Here is a 16,012-nt window from a genome sequence, read left to right on the forward strand (position 1 = left end):
AGATTTTTCGTATGACAGCAGATTCTGATCGATATTTGCTTGATGAGGATTTTGTCGATCCCGTCAATACGTTATGTGCCTCGTTGATTGGTCCTTATGATGTGGATTTTCTCGACGCGCGCCAGTGTCGTCTACTAGCTGGGTGGCTTGAGGCTCGTCTTGAGCAGCCGATTACGCCTCGATTGGCTGAGATTTACCGCAAGTTGGATGATTTCGCCCGTCGCGCGGTCGACTACAACACTGGTGTGGTTATCGAACTGTAGAGAAGGGGCAAAATGAAAAAACATATCAACTAATTGGCGTGTTTTGGGATCATCGGCCGGAATCTACTGTTTCTCTTGAACCGAAAGCCTATGATTCGTTCTACCTGGAAGCGGGTCATCCGGATTGCCTTTTCGATGGTAATGGAAAGCATCGGTACGTCACGCTCACTGAGCTTCTGTCGTTGAATTCACAGAAGGATGCTGACGTGCTTGTCGCTCGCTTGGCGGGTAGTGCCGATATCGCTGTGATTTGTGATTTTGTGGTGCAATCTCGTGGCAGTGTAGTGCAGATGTTTCTTCGACATCGTGTATTGCAAGCGGTGCGCTTGCTGGAAGACATGATGCCCGAGTCTTCGGTGACGTTGATGAACCCGCCGGAACTGGGGATGGCTGCATGATCAGTGCTTTGACGGATATATTGGCTTTGATTGATGAGTATTCTCGATATCTTGAGGAACACGGCGTTCGCTGTGATGATCAAGGATTTCCATTGATGCAGCCTGAATGGTATTTGAATGAGTGGCCGGATTTGGTGGTGACGTACCGGGAACGAGGGTCCCAACTCGTTTCCGATCCGGCTCATACCGTACTCTGTTTTTACTGTTCGGATGACCGTATCTATCCACGTCTAGAGCAAGTATTGGAAGAACTGGACGAGTATAGGCCGTTTATGGGCGTGATTGGATCGGATGTAACCGTCACTGCGGATATGGATATCGAATGGCAGCGGTTGATTATCCTGCTCAATCAGTTGTTCGATGCGGTGCTTGCGGTTAATGGGATCAAACTTGTCCAGAATCTGCGCATAGGGCTGCCGTCAACGTTGGTGTGTCTGCTCAATGTGACGGAGGGTGTCATGGCGGCTTCCGGAACGCTCGGATGCGAGCCGACCGCAGAGGGTGATTTCTCTTATGCGGTCAAAGTTCATACGCTCATGCCATCCAAGGTCATACTGTATGGACGAAGAGACCCTGTTATGGAGAGTCAGTTGGATGCTGCCCGCATTCCCTATAGGCATTATGACGATGTTCATACGCTGTACAGGCGGAGACTTACCTGACTTTGCTATCGCATGATGCTGCCGACCGTATGTGATTGCCGCGATATTGAGTGGCCGCCGCTATGATGGTGCTTTGTATGTGCAGTCTGTAGGGCCGTGCATCGGTTCGCGATGATGAGGGCTTGACGAGGAGAGTAGAGCGGATGAACACGAGTAAGTTGCAGGCGTTTGCGGCCGGGGCGCGTGTGGAGCTCATCAAGGCGGTGCGTGCGAAGCTGGATGCGGCGATGGAGCCGGCGTCTGCGGCGCGCGTGGACAATCCTCGCGCATTCGCCAAACTGGAGGAGGAGATCCGCGCCAACGGCGGCGGCGAGGAAGGTCGTGCGAAAACCGCCGAGCGGCATGCGTACCGCTGGTTCAACCGGATCATCGCCCTGCGGTACATGGATGCGAACGAGTTCACCATGCCGCATGTGGTGTCCGGCGATGACGCGGACAATCCGAATGCGCTGCCGGGCGTGCTGTCGGCCGCCAAACGCGGGGAGTTCGACGAGAGCGTGTTCGGCAACGTCGGCGCGAAAGCCAAGGTGATGCCGACCATCCAGGCGCTGCTGGACGGCACCAAGACGAGCAACGACCCGCAGGGCGACGCCTACGGTCTTCTGCTGCGCGCCTACTGCGACTACTGGCACCGGTTCATGCCATTCATGTTCGACGAATCCGGCGCGGCCGACGAACTGTTGCTGCCCGCCGATCTGCTCGCCTCCGATTCCGTGCTGCGCCGCGCCGTAGAGGCGATGTCCGTCGCCGACTGCGTGGGTGATGAGGGCCAAGGAACCGTGGAGATCATCGGCTGGCTCTACCAGTTCTACATCGCCGAACGCAAGGACGAGGTGATGGCCGGCTTCAAGAAGTCGAAGAAGGCCGGTGCCGCCGAAATTCCCGCCGCCACCCAGCTGTTCACGCCCGACTGGATCGTACGATACCTCGTACAGAACACGGTCGGCCGCCTGTGGACCCAGAACCATCCCGAATCCCGTCTGCACGAATCGTGGGAATACTACATCGACTCATCCTCGGCCCCCTCGGCTGAGGGGGCTCCCGGCGTAGCCGGGTGGGGGAGAGACCCCCAGCAGTCCATTATGCCTCCCTCTGATGAGGGAGGTGTCAGCGAAGCTGACGGAGGGAGAGAAACATCCCAGCAAGCAATCCTCAAGATCGCCACCCCCGAAGACCTCACCGTCTGTGACCCCGCATGCGGTTCCGGCCACATGCTCACCTATGCGTTCGACCTGCTCTACGACATCTACGACGAGGCCGGCTACTCCGCCAACGAGATTCCCGGGCTCATATTGCAGCACAACCTGTTCGGCATGGAAATCGACGAGCGCGCAGCCAACCTCGCCGCCTTCGCCCTGACCATGAAGGCGCGCGGCCGCTATCGTCGCTTCTTCCGCAAGCAGGTGCAGCCGAACATCCAGCGCATCACGCCCGAGTACTTCACCGACACGGAAGTGCAGGAGCTCAACGATCTGTACGACGTGACCTTCGACGCCGACACCTGGAACACCTACCAGCACGCCGACATCTACGGCTCCCTCATCCAGCCCTCAACTGATTTGACCTATTTGGTTGCTGCGTTCTCGGCCCCCTCTGATGAAGCAGACGAAGATTCGTCTTCTTGGCCCCCTCTGATGAGGGGGCTGTCAGCGGAGCTGACTGGGGGAGAGACCTCCCTCTTCTCCGACCCCCTCGCCGACCGCGCCCACACCGTCCTCGCCCAAACTGCCTACCTCGCTCGTAAGTACGCCGCGGTCGTCGCCAACCCGCCGTATATGGGTTCAAGCAACATGGGCGGTGAACTCAAGGAGTATGTGAACGAGCATTACCCGGACGGCAACAAGGATCTGTTCGCCGCGTTCATCCTGCGCAACCTGCAACTCATCAAACCGAACGCCCTGCTCGGCATGATCACGATGCAAAGCTGGATGTTCCTCTCCTCGTTCGAGAACCTGCGCAAGGGACTGCTCGCAAAGCACTCCATCGAAACGATGGCACATCTCGGTGCCGGAGCGTTCGACAGCATTGGCGGCGAAGTCGTCTCCACCACGGCATTCACCATTCGCAATGGTGCTTCTAAAGGCAAGGGTACGTATCTGCGATTGGTTGACGTGCATGGAGATGAAGACCAAGCGCGTACCTGTGCCGGTGCCGTCAAGGGGGCGAATAACGGTCTGCTTTTCACTGTTAACCAGCATGATTTTGCACAGATTCCTGAATCTCCATTAGCTTATTGGTTGTCGAAATCAATGAGAGATGCTTTTGGATATGGGACTCGTCTTGTAAATTATGTGAAGCCACGACAGGGATTGGCAACCGCTGATAATCCGAGATTCTTACGTGAATGGTGGGAAGTTAGTCAATCACGTAATTTATTCGGTTGCTTGTCGGGCAAAGAATCTGTTGTGAGTCGCAAACGGTGGTTCTCCTACAACAAAGGTGGTGAATTTCGGAAGTGGTACGGGAATCGTGAATATGTTGTCAATTGGGAGAACGACGGCTCTGAAATTAGATTTTTTGGTACCGGAAATGGTGGGAAACCGCGTTCGAGAGCGCAAAATACCGAATTATATTTTTTGCCGTCTGTTTCGTGGTCTACGGTAACTTCCGGAGATCCCTCGTTTCGTTTTGATGGAGCTGGATTCATATGTGATCAGACTAGTGGCTTCCTCTCTTATTCAGAGAGTGGTAATCCAGATGTGCTTTTGTCTATTATGAATAGTTCTTTTGCTGTTCAGATATTGAATATACTGGGATCGTCTACACACTATATGCAGGGACCGGTTGGCTATACTCCTATCTGTGATCAAGTTGATTGTTCAGAAGTTGATGCTTTAGTCGAGATTTCTCGTCATGATTGGGACTCCTACGAAACTTCGTGGGATTTCAAGAACTTGAATGTGTTGAATGGCCTCTCCCTCAGTCAGCCGCAGGCTGACAGCTCCCTCGTCAGAGGGAGCCGAGATGTTGTGCTGGCTGAGGCGATTCCCGCCTATATCGCACATTGCAAGCAGATTGCTGAATCGCAGCGCCAGCGCGAGATCCGCAACAACGAGTTGGTGGCGGATGCGTATGGCGCGCGTGACGAGGTGCCGTGCGACGTGCCGATCGAGCGCGTCTCGCTGAAGCGCAATCCGGCGTTCGCCTATCCGAAGGACACGCCCGCCGAGCGTGATGCGAAGATGGCCGTCGACGTCGTCAAGGAGATCATCTCCTACGCGGTCGGCTGCATGTTCGGGCGCTATAGTCTCGACAAGCCGGGCCTGATCCTCGCCTCCCAAGACGAAACCATCGATGATTATCACGCGCAGATCCCGAACCCCACGTTCGAGCCGGATGCGGACAACGTCATTCCCATCACCGACGACGAATGGTTCGAGGACGATCTCGCCGCCCGCTTCCGCACGTTCCTTGCCGCATCGCTCGGCGAGCAGCATGTGAACGAGAACATCGCCTATATCGAACAGGTGCTCGGCAAGCCGTTGCGGAAGTATTTCGCCACGGATTTCTACGACGATCATGTCAAGATGTACAAGAACCGGCCGATCTACTGGATGTACTCCAGCCGTACCGACAACAAGGGCACGTTCAAGGCGCTCGTCTACCTGCACCGGTACACGCCCGCCACCACGAACACCGTGCTGAAATACCTGCGCGAGTTCACTGGCAAGCTCAACGCCCAGTCCGAAGCCCTGCTCGCCTCCGGCAAGCCGGCCGAAGTCCGCAAGGGCGAAAAGCTGCGCACCGCCATCACCGAATGCACCAGTTACGAGCGCGACATCCTCTACCCGCTCGCCACCGCCAATCTCCCCATCGACCTCGATGACGGCGTGCTGGTCAACTACCTGCGTATGGGTGCCGCCGTCCGCACCATCAAGCCCATCGAAGCCAAGCGCAAAACCGTCCAATCCTGGACCTGGCCCACCAACCCGTTGGGAAAGGAATGACTTCTAAAGATGTTGATGTATCTTTGCCTTTCTGACACTCCGATGTGGACAGATGTTGCCCAGGGCGTCTCGGCTATCATTGGGGCAGTTGGTGTTGTGCTTACATTAATTTTTACGGCTTGCCAAATTCATCAAGCATCTGTTCAGGTGCGTGAATCTTCCAAACAATCTCAAAGGGAAAGTGAAGACAGAAATCGTCCTTATATCTCGATGGATGTTATCCCGAGTATTGGTGGTTCCGGTGCTTGGGATTTGAAGTTAAAAAACACAGGTGGTACTGCAGCAAGGTCAATAACTATTCGACTTGTTAATCAAGATTTCATTATGATTGACGATAATCATTACATCTCGGATCATCTTCGTTGGTTTATGGAAACTCCATTTGACCTTATGCCGGAAGCTAGCAAACGTGTGTATTGGATTATTACGGACGGACAAGGTGACGTCGTCGATGGCGCTCCATTGCAAGGGAAGATAGAGGTCCACTATTCTTGGCGGAGAGAAGCCGATAGGAAAGATTATTGTGACTCTCTTACATATGATTGCATAAAAGCGCCTATTCCTGCTGCCGCCACAGGTCCAACTCATTCTGGAGGGGATAATCCGGAATTGAAAAATATTGAACATTCAATACGTGGTATTTCTAGACAGCTGGGAGAAATATCAAGATAATTATATATATAGGATTGAGTGCGTTGGGTATGAATAATGTTGCGAGAGATGAAGCGTTCTATCAGGATGCGGTAGCGTATCGTCTGCTGTTGCATTCGCATAGTTTTCGAACCTCGAAAGGGTTCCGCCAGTTTCGGGTAGCTGGATCCATAGCGGATACGGTGATTATCAACGGACGTGGAACGGTGTACGAGATTAAGTCCGATCTCGACACGTTCGAGCGTCTCGAAGGGCAGCTTCGGGATTATTACACGGTGTTCTCATATGTGAACGTGGTGATTCCCGAGGAGAAGCTAGCATGTTTGCGCGAGTGCCTCGCTGCCATGCCCGAATTCGGTAAGCATGTCGGCATCTATGTTATGACGCGTCGCAATGCTCTCAAATGCGTGCTGAAGCCGAGCGAACACAACGATGCTCTGAGCCTGATCGAACTGCTGAAGGTGCTGCGTAAGCCCGAGTATACGAAGATCTTGCAAACTGAGTTCGGCGCCGTGCCTGACGTGTCTCCAGCTATGTTCTATGGTGCTTGCCGTGAAATGTTCCTGACCATTCCTGTGTTGAAGGCGCAATCATTGGTTATGAACGCAGTCAAACAGCGGAATGCGTGGACTCGCGAAGATTTGGAACGGTTCCCCGAGGAATCACGTATCTCCTTATACTTTGCTTACGATAAGATGAGGAGCGTGCCGGAGATAGGGGCTCTTCGAGCATAGGTGATGTAGCAACAAGGGGGTTGAAGAATGCCTTATTATCCCTATCTTAGAGCGCGACAGTATGAATTGCTTGCGCTTCGGGAACTGCTGATGGCGGGAAAACTTCCCTTACAGGTGGTGCCTGTCATCGAGCCGATACGAGATATGCCTCAACTTCGGCAGACGTTGCGTATGTTCCGTGAGTGTGAAGGCGGTGCCTTAGGCGTTGTTCTGAATCCAGACGTGGGAGATCTGACCGCTGCCACTGATCTCGACAGCCTATTTGACATATATGGTCATAATGAGCCGGATCCGCTGATAGGGGAACGGGGAACTATCTTTCCGGCAGTACTGCTGAACAATGACGCTACGACAGTCGCACAGCAGGTTCAAAATGCCGATTCCGCTTTGATGAAAGACAGGGGCATCGTCTTTGTCTCCGAAAATGATCGCGGTCGTATCAAGGAACTACGCAATTTCGTTTTTCATGCTGTCGCGGCTTCGGATAGTGAACGACTTACCCGTGATCTGAAACGTAATGGAATTGTCGCGAAGAGAATTCTGTTCTCCGACCCATTCATCAAGCGTGAGAATAACGCCGCGTACGGGGAAGAAGAATATCAAGACGAGTTCTTCTCTGATGACCATCTGTGGTATACCGACAAGTACGAGGGATTCGGCGATTATTCAATAGTTGGCGATAACTATGACGAACGCGGGGGAATGCCCAAGGCTGTCGCGCTTCATATCGTGTATTTCGACGATGAATGGAATCTTCGCGTTCATCACTTTGTGTCCGATGTAAGCGACGATGCCCATGAGACGCCGGAGAAATTCGTGCAGACAGTGCGGATGCTGGATGCATGGCATATACAGCGCAACGATATGAAGCAGGCGCACCAGACAATAGGCTTGCAGAAGCTCATCGGTCACGCGAAGACCGGTACATACCCAGGATTGCCGACCATCAAGAAACTGTGCATCATGCACCATCTCGAGCTCATGGGATGGTTCCTCTCTGAAAGGCCGGACCGATGACAAACTGCTGTGTGAATTGTTTCCGGGACCATGTGCTGCGTGGCACAGTAGAAGGGCTCGGAGTACAAGGCGATTGTGATTTTTGCGGGAGTGAAGGCGTCGCCATATATGATTTCAGGACATGCGCCGATATTCAGAATTCGCTGTTAACAATCATCGAGCTTTACGAATCGTGCGGTGTTCGTACCGAGGCGTGCTCATGCACGTTGGCCCATGAGTTGTCAAGCAGATGGCGGTTGTTCACTATTCCAGAAGAATCCGTGCAAGAACTACTGAATGCCATGTATGCGGAGTCAACCAAGGGCGTGTTCGACGGGTATGCGATGAATTCCCTTCTCCAAGGCACGGTTCGGCTGAGTGATTCCGGCCGCATTAGTGAACACGATTGGAACAAATTCGCTGATCATCTGAAATATCAAAATCGATTCTTTGTCTCTTTCGTTGACGTTGATGAATTGGCTCGCTTGATTAGCTATACGCGAGATACATGTGAACAAGGCACAGTGTTGACACGGGCGAGAATCGCTAAGGACATGAAAGGCTATGCTGCTGGGAATGAGATGGGTGCTCCGCCTCAAGGTGTTGCTGGTAATGGTCGAATCAATCCCGTAGGAATCAGTGAGCTGTATACGACTCTGGGTAACGATATCGAGGCGGATGACACGGCTTTGCACGAAATCCGTGCTGGAGTGCATGATTATGTGACGTTCGGTAAGTTCACGCTCGAACGGCCCATCAGAATTGCTGACCTGTCGAAATTGTCCGAAATCAGCCCATTCGATATCGACGGTGAGGATTTGCCCATGTTCGCGGCGAATCTTGAAATCCTGCGCGGCATGGTCCAAGAGATTTCCAAACCGATGCGCAGGGGAGACAATCCTCTTGAATATGTTCCGTCGCAATACATTTCCGAGCTCATCAAGAGTTTGGGGGAAAATCAGGGTGGTCCATACGACGGGGTGAAGTATGCCAGCACATTACGAAGCGGTGGTATGAACCTTTGCCTGTTTAATCCAGAAGCCTATACGTGCGATAAAACCTACACCAAGCGGGTTAGCGAAGTGACCTATTCAATCGTGGATTAGATAATAGTGAAAGTCATAATGGCTTGCGGGAAATCCGACCTAAATGTCGGACTATGGTAGTCATCTGTTGGTGTGTCATCTGTTGGGCAGAAGGCCAAATATGTGATGAGTGTAATTGAGGAGGTGCAATCATGACTCTGCAGGAACTTCAAGCCGTATTGGCGCAGGGTGAGGATGCATCGGTGGAATTCAAGCGGTGCGGGGCTCAGCCTGAGCGTGTTTGTAGCTCAAGTTCCGGTCCCGCGGAACACGCAGATTGATGACGGGAAAGTGCCGGATACTTCATTGGGAGTGCGGGATACTGTCAAGAAAGTGCGCGATGCTCTGAATGGGGTGCCGGATACTGCTGCAAAGGTGCCGGATACTATGTTTGAAATGCCGGATACTGCCGGAAATTGCCGGATACCGAATCCGGAGTGCGCGATACTGCCGGATAAGTTCGCGATTAGTTCGCGATTAGTTCGCGATACCGCTGACCTTGACGAACAGGAGCGTCAGGTCTACGCATTTATTCAACAACGGCGAGGTGCGCAGTCTGATGATGTTGCGGGTCTTCTCAAAGTCGGCAAACGTCAGACTCAGAAAATCCTTGCCAGACTTGTCGATTGCGGACTGTTGCGCCGTGTGGGTGCTGGGCGTTCGACACGATATGTGCTTGTCGGGGAGGTCTCGAAATGAGCGGCAGTACACAGATTGATAGCGATCTGGGTGTTCATTCTCAATCATCCGTGTGCAGCAATGTCGATGCTCCTGGGGAAGGGTGCCGGAACAATGACGCATTGACACCGGAAGTGTGTTCCGGTGATTTGGATCGGTTATTTGATGGGTATGACGGTGCATACAGGGGAGTTGAGCTTGATTCTGGCGCTCCGGTTGGTGAGGAGCTGATTTGATGCGTGATATGGAGTCATCGGTTATGCGCTGATAATGGGCGTCGTCATATCGGGGTAGTGCAGCAATTGTAAAGTGTCGACTATACTCGATGCCTTCAGTGCAGCAGTGGTGCAGTTTTATCCATGTTGGATACCACAGAAAGAGAAGGACTCGCATGAGCACAGCTGAGCAGATCGGACGGTTGCTGGCGGCGCGGTTCGCCGGTTACGACGGCACCGCATATGGCGAGGGGCGCGTGGTGTTCTGGCATGACGAGCACGGCGAATTCGCCGATCTGCTGGATGAAATCGCAGGTCAGCAGGCCGCCGACGAGGCATTGCGCGACGTGGAGGTCGTGCGGTTGGAACGCAACCCGTTCGCCGTCAAATACCGTATCCTCCTTGAACGGCCGACCACGAAGTTCCTCGTATACCTCACCGGCAAACTGCCGGCGGACGAGGATAATTGGCTGCTTGACCTCGAACTGGCGTACGGTCCTATGTTCACCGCCGACCGCCTGTCGATGATCGTCAACGAGCTGTTCCCGCGCGAGGCATCCGCCGCGACGCGAGACACTTGGCTCGCCATCATGCAACGCACCAAGCCGTTCTTCGACGACGACGATCTGGTGGCCGGGCTGGGCGGGCGGCTGCGCGCGGACGACGACGAGCGGGACTTCCAGGCGAAGATGATCGCCGTACTGCTCGGCCTGCCGGCGGGGGAACACAGTCTGCAGGCGATCTGGCGCGCGTTGCTCGCCCAATACTCGCAGGACGAAACTGACGGCATCGAGCGCATCGCGGACATGAGCTTGGCCGACTATCACTGGGCCGGCACACGCGGCATCTACCGGTTCGACGCGGCCTGTGAACTGGAACACCCTACGGTGAAGGATTTTGCGCTGTGGCTGTTCCGTTTGGCGTGGAACGGGTTCGCCGACGCCGAACACGGTCTGGATTATTACGCGAACATCCGCCGCGACTTTGACATGTGGCGCAACGACCCTCGTTTTGCCCCGGTGGTCCGCACTTTGGCGGAGGATACGTTCGCGGACCTCTCGCTTACCGACGACATTACCGGCTTGGGTCTTGACGAACTGGCGTCGCACGACCTGTTCCGTGAGGTCGATGAACAGCTCGTGGAACTGCTGTATGCGGGTCTTGGCAACGAGAGTGTGACAGACGACGACGTACAGCGCCTAGTCGCCTCACGACGATACTGTCTGTGGCACGACGAATTCGCCAAGGACTACGCCATCATCGCCTCGGCCAGCGCCCTGCGCGCCCGATTGCGTGCGGCCCGGCCCATCATGGAATCCATATCGTCCGCGCAGGAGGGCTTCCGTCTGTATGCGAACGACCTGTACCGGGTCGATGCATGCTACCGCCGATTCATCGCCTCATGGAAGGCCGGAGGCCGGTTCAGCGGCAACATGGTCGCCGAAAGCCTGGAACAGGAATACGCCCGCTATCAAGCCGATCTGAGCGTGCAGTGGCAGGCGCAGGTCAACAAGCTCGACGAGTGGTCGATTGACGGCGTTCCCGCCCAGAACGACTTCTACGCGCGCAATGTGAAGAAAATCACCGATGCCGGCAGAAAGATCGCGGTCATCATCTCCGACGCGCTGCGCTACGAGGTGGCCGAGGAATTGCGCGAACGGCTGGATGCGCAGAGCCGTTGGAACGCCACGCTCGAAGCCCAATTGTGCGTACTGCCATCCTACACGCAGCTCGGCATGGCCGCTCTGCTGCCACACACGAGTCTGGCGCTGACTCCCTCCGACCATTACGGGGTGCTGGCGGACGGCAACTCCACTGTGGGATTGGCTGCACGGCAGTCGGTTCTTGGTTCTGTGGGCGGCGCTGCAGTGACGGCGAAGACGCTACTCAAGATGAAGCGCGACGAATACCGCGAGCTGGTGAAATCCTGCAGCGTGCTCTACGTCTACCACAACGTCATCGACTCCATCGGAGACGATGCAGCCAGCGAATCGGGGGTCTTCGATGCCTGTGCGAAGACGATCGACGAGCTTGACACCATCGTCAAGCGTCTGGCCAACGCGAACGTGACCAATATGATCGTCACCGCCGACCACGGATTCCTCTATCAGGACCATGATGTGACGGACGCCGAATGGCTTAGCGTCGGACCTTCCGGAGATGCGGTCTGGGTGAAGAAACGCCGGTTCGTCATCGGCTCGAATCTCGTCCCCAAGCCTGCGTTCACCACATTCCCCGCCGCCCGCGTCGGTCTGGACGATCCGGAAAACAAGGGCGTGACCATTCAGGTGCCCAACGGCATCCATCGACTGCGTATCTCGGGTGATGGCGTACGGTATGTGCATGGCGGTGCTTCGCTGCCCGAGATCGTAGTGCCGGTCATGCACATCAACAAGGGGCGTTCGGCCTCCGGAGACGCGCGATTGGTGGAATTCCGCATCCTGCAGAACACCGATCGCATCACCACCGGGCAAATCACGGTCGATTTCCTGCAAACCGAACCCGTGGGCGGCAAGATATCCGAGCGAACCGTACTCGCCGGCCTGTGGGGCGTGGAGCCCGGCGGCAAGGCTACGCTCATCTCCAACGAGGTGCCTTTGGCGTTCACGTCCACATCCAACGACGCTGCCGACAGACATGTTCCGGCCACGTTCCTGCTCGCCGGCGAGGCAGGCCGGTTCAACAACACCGTGGTCGAGCTGCGACTGGCTGAGCGAATCCCCGGCTCCAGCCAGATGCGCCGGCTGGATATCAAGGCCGAGTACCGGTTGCAGCGCGGGCTTATGTTCGATGACGGATTCGACTTCTAACGTAGCCGGGTGGAACGCGGAACCGTCCGGCTTTGATTGGTGGGACTACCCCTCAGTCAGCACGCTGACAGCTCCCCTGACAAGGGAGCCACGAGGGATGGGCATACAGGTAAGGTGGGAACATGGCAGACGAAGAGCATATGGAAAAGACAATGGATAAGGATTCGGGCGAGCCTGAGGAGACTGCGGCGAACGAAATTCCCGTGATGAACGACCTCGACCGCAAGGTGACTGCTGAATTCGCCGATTACACGGTGCGCAAGGACCTGGTCAGCAAGGTCAAGGGCAACGCCCTCGTGCCCTCATATGTGCTGGAATACCTGCTTGGAAAACACGTGACCACCACCGACGAGATCAGCGTGCAGGCCGGTGTGGACCGTGTCCGGGCCACTCTCGCGGACAACTATGTGCACCGCGAGGAAGCCAACCTCATCCAGTCGAAGATCCGTGAAAAGGGACGGTACAACGTCATCGACAAGGTGCAGGTGGCGCTCAACGAGAGGCTTGACCAGTATGAGGCCACGTTCGAGAACCTCGGCATCAGCCGCGTTGTAGTCGACTCGCAGACCGTCAAAAACAACCCGAAGCTCATGGTCACCGGCATCTGGTGCATGTGCGCGCTGGTCTATGCCTACTCCGGCGACTCGAAGGACGTGCCTTGGCGTCTGCAGCGGCTCATGCCTGTGCAGATGTCCCACGACGACAGGGAGAACTACCTCGCCATGCGTGAGAAATTCACCGCCGACGAGTGGATCGACCTGCTTATGCAGTCGGTCGGATTCAATCCTGACCTGTTCGGCAAACGGGCGAAGCTGCTGCATCTCGTGCGCATGATTCCCTTCGTGGAGCGCAACTACAATCTCATCGAGCTCGGCCCTAAGGGCACAGGTAAATCGCATATCTATTCGGAATTCTCCCCGCATGGCATGCTCATCTCCGGCGGTGAGGTGACGGCCGCGAAGCTGTTCGTCAACAATACGAGCGGGCAGATCGGTCTGGTCGGCTACTGGGACACCGTGGCGTTCGACGAGTTCGCCGGGAAGACCAAAAAGGCCGACCGGGCGCTCGTGGACATCATGAAGAACTACATGGCCAACAAATCGTTCTCACGCGGACGCAACACTATGCAGGCCGAAGCGTCCATGGTGTTCGTCGGCAACACCTCCCACAACGTGCCGTACATGCTCAAGAACTCCGATCTGTTCGAGGAGCTGCCGGCACAATACCACGATCCGGCGTTCCTCGACCGCATCCACTACTACCTGCCCGGCTGGGAGTTCGAGCAGATCCGCTCCGAGATGTTCACACGCGGTTACGGCTTCGTGGTGGACTATCTGGCCGAGATCCTGCACAACCTGCGCAACGTGGACTACGGTTCGGCGTTCGAGCGGTATTTCACACTGTCGCCCACGCTTTCCACACGCGACAAGGACGGCGTGCGCAAGACCTTCTCCGGCCTGATGAAGCTCATCTACCCGTCCGGCGAGGCGACGATGGACGAGATGGAGCCGCTGTTGCGTTGCGCCATCGAAGGACGCAAGCGGGTCAAGGACCAACTGTGCCGCATCGACTCCACCATGGCCGAGGTCGACTTCAGCTACACGCGTGTAGGGGCCGCGGAGCCAACTGCGGTACAGACGTTGGAGGAGATCGAGTATCCGGAACTGTATTGGAGGGACGGGCATCACCGGTCGGATGATGCCGAAGAGCCGTCGTCAGCTGCCGGTGAGCCGGCCGAGCGAATCGGCGAGCCTGCCGGCAAGTCCACGGATGCCGAACGATCCGGGCGATCTACCCAGACCGTGGCGGTAGAAGCGGCGTCTGTCACAACGCAGCAGTCACCCGAACCGGCCACGCAGCCGAAGCTCAACCGAATCGAACGTGCCGCTGCGGCCGCCCGGGAAGGCCGCCTCTCGTATGCCGAAGATCAGCGCGGAGTCACTTATGACAAACTCTTTGGCGCATTCGTTGCCGGTGCGCGCAACATCACCATCGTGGACCCGTACATCCGACTGTTTTATCAGATTCGCAATTACGCAGAATTCCTGGAAACAGTGTTCAACTACACCGAGCGGACCGAAGAGGTGCACGTTCATCTCGTAACCAAGCACGCGGATGACCAGCATATCGACAATCAGATAGCGTCCCTGAACCAGGTGCGGGATGCTTTCGGACAGCTGGGCATCATCGTTACCTACGAGTTCAGCGACACCGCTCACGACCGTTACATCGAGAGTGATACAGGGTGGATCGTCACGCTCGGACGCGGTCTTGACATTTTCCAGCAATACGACGCCTCCTGGCTGAGTCCTATGGCACGCAAGCAGCAGCTGCGCAAGGTCAAGGAATTCAACGTCATCTATCAGCGTGACCGATCCGCGGAACCTCATGCATTACACTGATACGGTTTGAGCTGTTGAGTATGCCGGGCGGGTGGACTTGTGTCATCATGGCGTCCGACACGTACGAGTGAAGGAGACCCATGAATCCGAGGCGGGGACCGTTCCAGGCGGGCGAGAAGGTGCAGTTCACCGATCGCAAGGGCAAGAAGATCACCGACCAGCTGGTGCCGGGAGGCTCCACGCAGACCGAGCATGGGCTTATCCTGCATGATGACGTGATCGGCAACACCGAGGGCGCGGTGATTACCACGGTGCATGCCAAGCGCGAGGCGCAGGTCAATCAGGTCTATCCGGAGAAGGACAGGAACAAGCCGTGGAAGTCGTCGCGCGCAATCGGCGGATGGGACTATGCGGCCATGCGCCCTCGCCTCGCAGATTATGTGCTCTCCATGCCGCGCGGCGCGCAGATCATGTACCCGAAGGACATCGCCCAGGTGATTCAGCTTGGCGACATCCGGTCCGGCATGCGTGTGCTGGAATCGGGCGCCGGTTCGGGTGCCATGAGCGTGAACCTGCTGGACGCCGTGGGGGAGGGCGGCCATGTGACCACCATCGAGCTGCGGCCTGAGTTCGCGCGCGTGGCCAAGGTCAACGCCGCGCTCTACTACGGCGAAGAGCCGGCATGGTGGGACCTGAAGACCGGCGACTTCGACACCGTGGCAGCCTCGCTGCCCGAACACTGGTTCGACCGTGTCATGCTCGACATGCTCGACCCGTGGAACCGACTGGAGCAGGCGTACCGTGCGATCGCGCCCGGCGGCGTGCTGGTGTGCTACATCACCACCACCACGCAGATGAGCCGACTGGCCGAGACCCTGCGTGACGCGGGCTGCTGGACCGAGCCGCAGATCGAGGAGACCCTCGAGCGCACGTGGAAGGCGCAGGGTCTGGCCGTCCGCCCGGATCATCAGATGATCGGACACACCGGTTTCCTGGTGGTCTCGCGTGCCATGGCACCCGGATTCGCCGCGTTGAAGAAACGCGAGCGGTACTCCAAGGACACGGTTACCGACATCGACGCCATGACGGACGAGCAGCGCGAAGCGCAGATCGAGGAGCTGGAGCTGCGCGACATCTCCGACCACAAGCTGCGCAAGGTGCTGCGCGACTTGGATCGTCAGGTGAACGAATTGCACAAGCTTGGTGACGAGGCTGCCTGAACGATTATGTG

Annotated in this window: 12 protein-coding genes; all 12 read left to right on the forward strand. The window is 56.2% G+C overall.

What is annotated here, in order from left to right; genetic code table 11:
* A partial coding sequence (locus BW14_RS11865) for a hypothetical protein (protein WP_181161763.1) occupies nt 1–263 on the forward strand: 263 nt, incomplete at its 5' end.
* Nucleotides 264–301: 38 nt separating this feature from the next.
* Nucleotides 302–661, forward strand: a complete 360-nt coding sequence (locus tag BW14_RS03485; RefSeq protein ID WP_052382003.1) for a hypothetical protein — start codon at nt 302–304, stop codon at nt 659–661.
* Complete coding sequence (locus tag BW14_RS03490) at nt 658–1,323, forward strand: DUF4417 domain-containing protein (protein WP_044088294.1); 666 nt, start codon at nt 658–660, stop codon at nt 1,321–1,323. The genes BW14_RS03485 and BW14_RS03490 overlap by 4 nt, the downstream gene beginning before the upstream one ends.
* Before the next feature lie 143 nt (nt 1,324–1,466).
* Nucleotides 1,467–5,270: a BREX-1 system adenine-specific DNA-methyltransferase PglX gene (gene pglX, locus BW14_RS03495; RefSeq protein ID WP_044088293.1), complete on the forward strand. Its 3,804-nt coding sequence runs from the start codon at nt 1,467–1,469 to the stop codon at nt 5,268–5,270.
* A 9-nt stretch (nt 5,271–5,279) separates the two neighbouring features.
* The gene (locus BW14_RS03500) at nt 5,280–5,942 is read left to right on the forward strand and encodes a hypothetical protein (protein ID WP_140489271.1); all 663 of its coding nucleotides are present in this window, start codon (nt 5,280–5,282) and stop codon (nt 5,940–5,942) included.
* Between the two features lie 29 nt (nt 5,943–5,971).
* Nucleotides 5,972–6,655: a sce7726 family protein gene (locus BW14_RS03505; protein WP_052382002.1), complete on the forward strand. Its 684-nt coding sequence runs from the start codon at nt 5,972–5,974 to the stop codon at nt 6,653–6,655.
* A gap of 27 nt (nt 6,656–6,682) precedes the next feature.
* Nucleotides 6,683–7,672 (forward strand): sce7725 family protein, encoded by a 990-nt coding sequence (locus BW14_RS03510; RefSeq protein ID WP_044088291.1) that lies wholly within the window; start codon nt 6,683–6,685, stop codon nt 7,670–7,672.
* A 260-nt stretch (nt 7,673–7,932) separates the two neighbouring features.
* Nucleotides 7,933–8,757 carry an RES family NAD+ phosphorylase gene (locus tag BW14_RS03515; RefSeq protein WP_052382001.1) on the forward strand — a complete coding sequence of 275 codons (825 nt, stop codon included), beginning with the start codon at nt 7,933–7,935 and terminating at the stop codon, nt 8,755–8,757.
* A 174-nt stretch (nt 8,758–8,931) separates the two neighbouring features.
* Complete coding sequence (locus BW14_RS03520; RefSeq protein WP_140489272.1) at nt 8,932–9,435, forward strand: TrmB family transcriptional regulator; 504 nt, start codon at nt 8,932–8,934, stop codon at nt 9,433–9,435.
* A gap of 370 nt (nt 9,436–9,805) precedes the next feature.
* Nucleotides 9,806–12,439, forward strand: coding sequence for a BREX-1 system phosphatase PglZ type A (gene pglZ, locus BW14_RS03525; protein WP_044088288.1), 2,634 nt, complete (start codon nt 9,806–9,808; stop codon nt 12,437–12,439).
* Nucleotides 12,440–12,561: 122 nt separating this feature from the next.
* Nucleotides 12,562–14,841 (forward strand): BREX system Lon protease-like protein BrxL, encoded by a 2,280-nt coding sequence (gene brxL, locus BW14_RS03530; protein ID WP_223847876.1) that lies wholly within the window; start codon nt 12,562–12,564, stop codon nt 14,839–14,841.
* An 80-nt stretch (nt 14,842–14,921) separates the two neighbouring features.
* Nucleotides 14,922–16,001 carry a tRNA (adenine-N1)-methyltransferase gene (locus BW14_RS03535; RefSeq protein WP_140489273.1) on the forward strand — a complete coding sequence of 360 codons (1,080 nt, stop codon included), beginning with the start codon at nt 14,922–14,924 and terminating at the stop codon, nt 15,999–16,001.
* The last annotated feature ends 11 nt before the right edge of the window (nt 16,002–16,012 follow it).

Source organism: Bifidobacterium sp. UTBIF-68, from assembly GCF_006408855.1.
Taxonomy (GTDB): Bacteria; Actinomycetota; Actinomycetes; order Actinomycetales; family Bifidobacteriaceae; genus Bifidobacterium; species Bifidobacterium reuteri.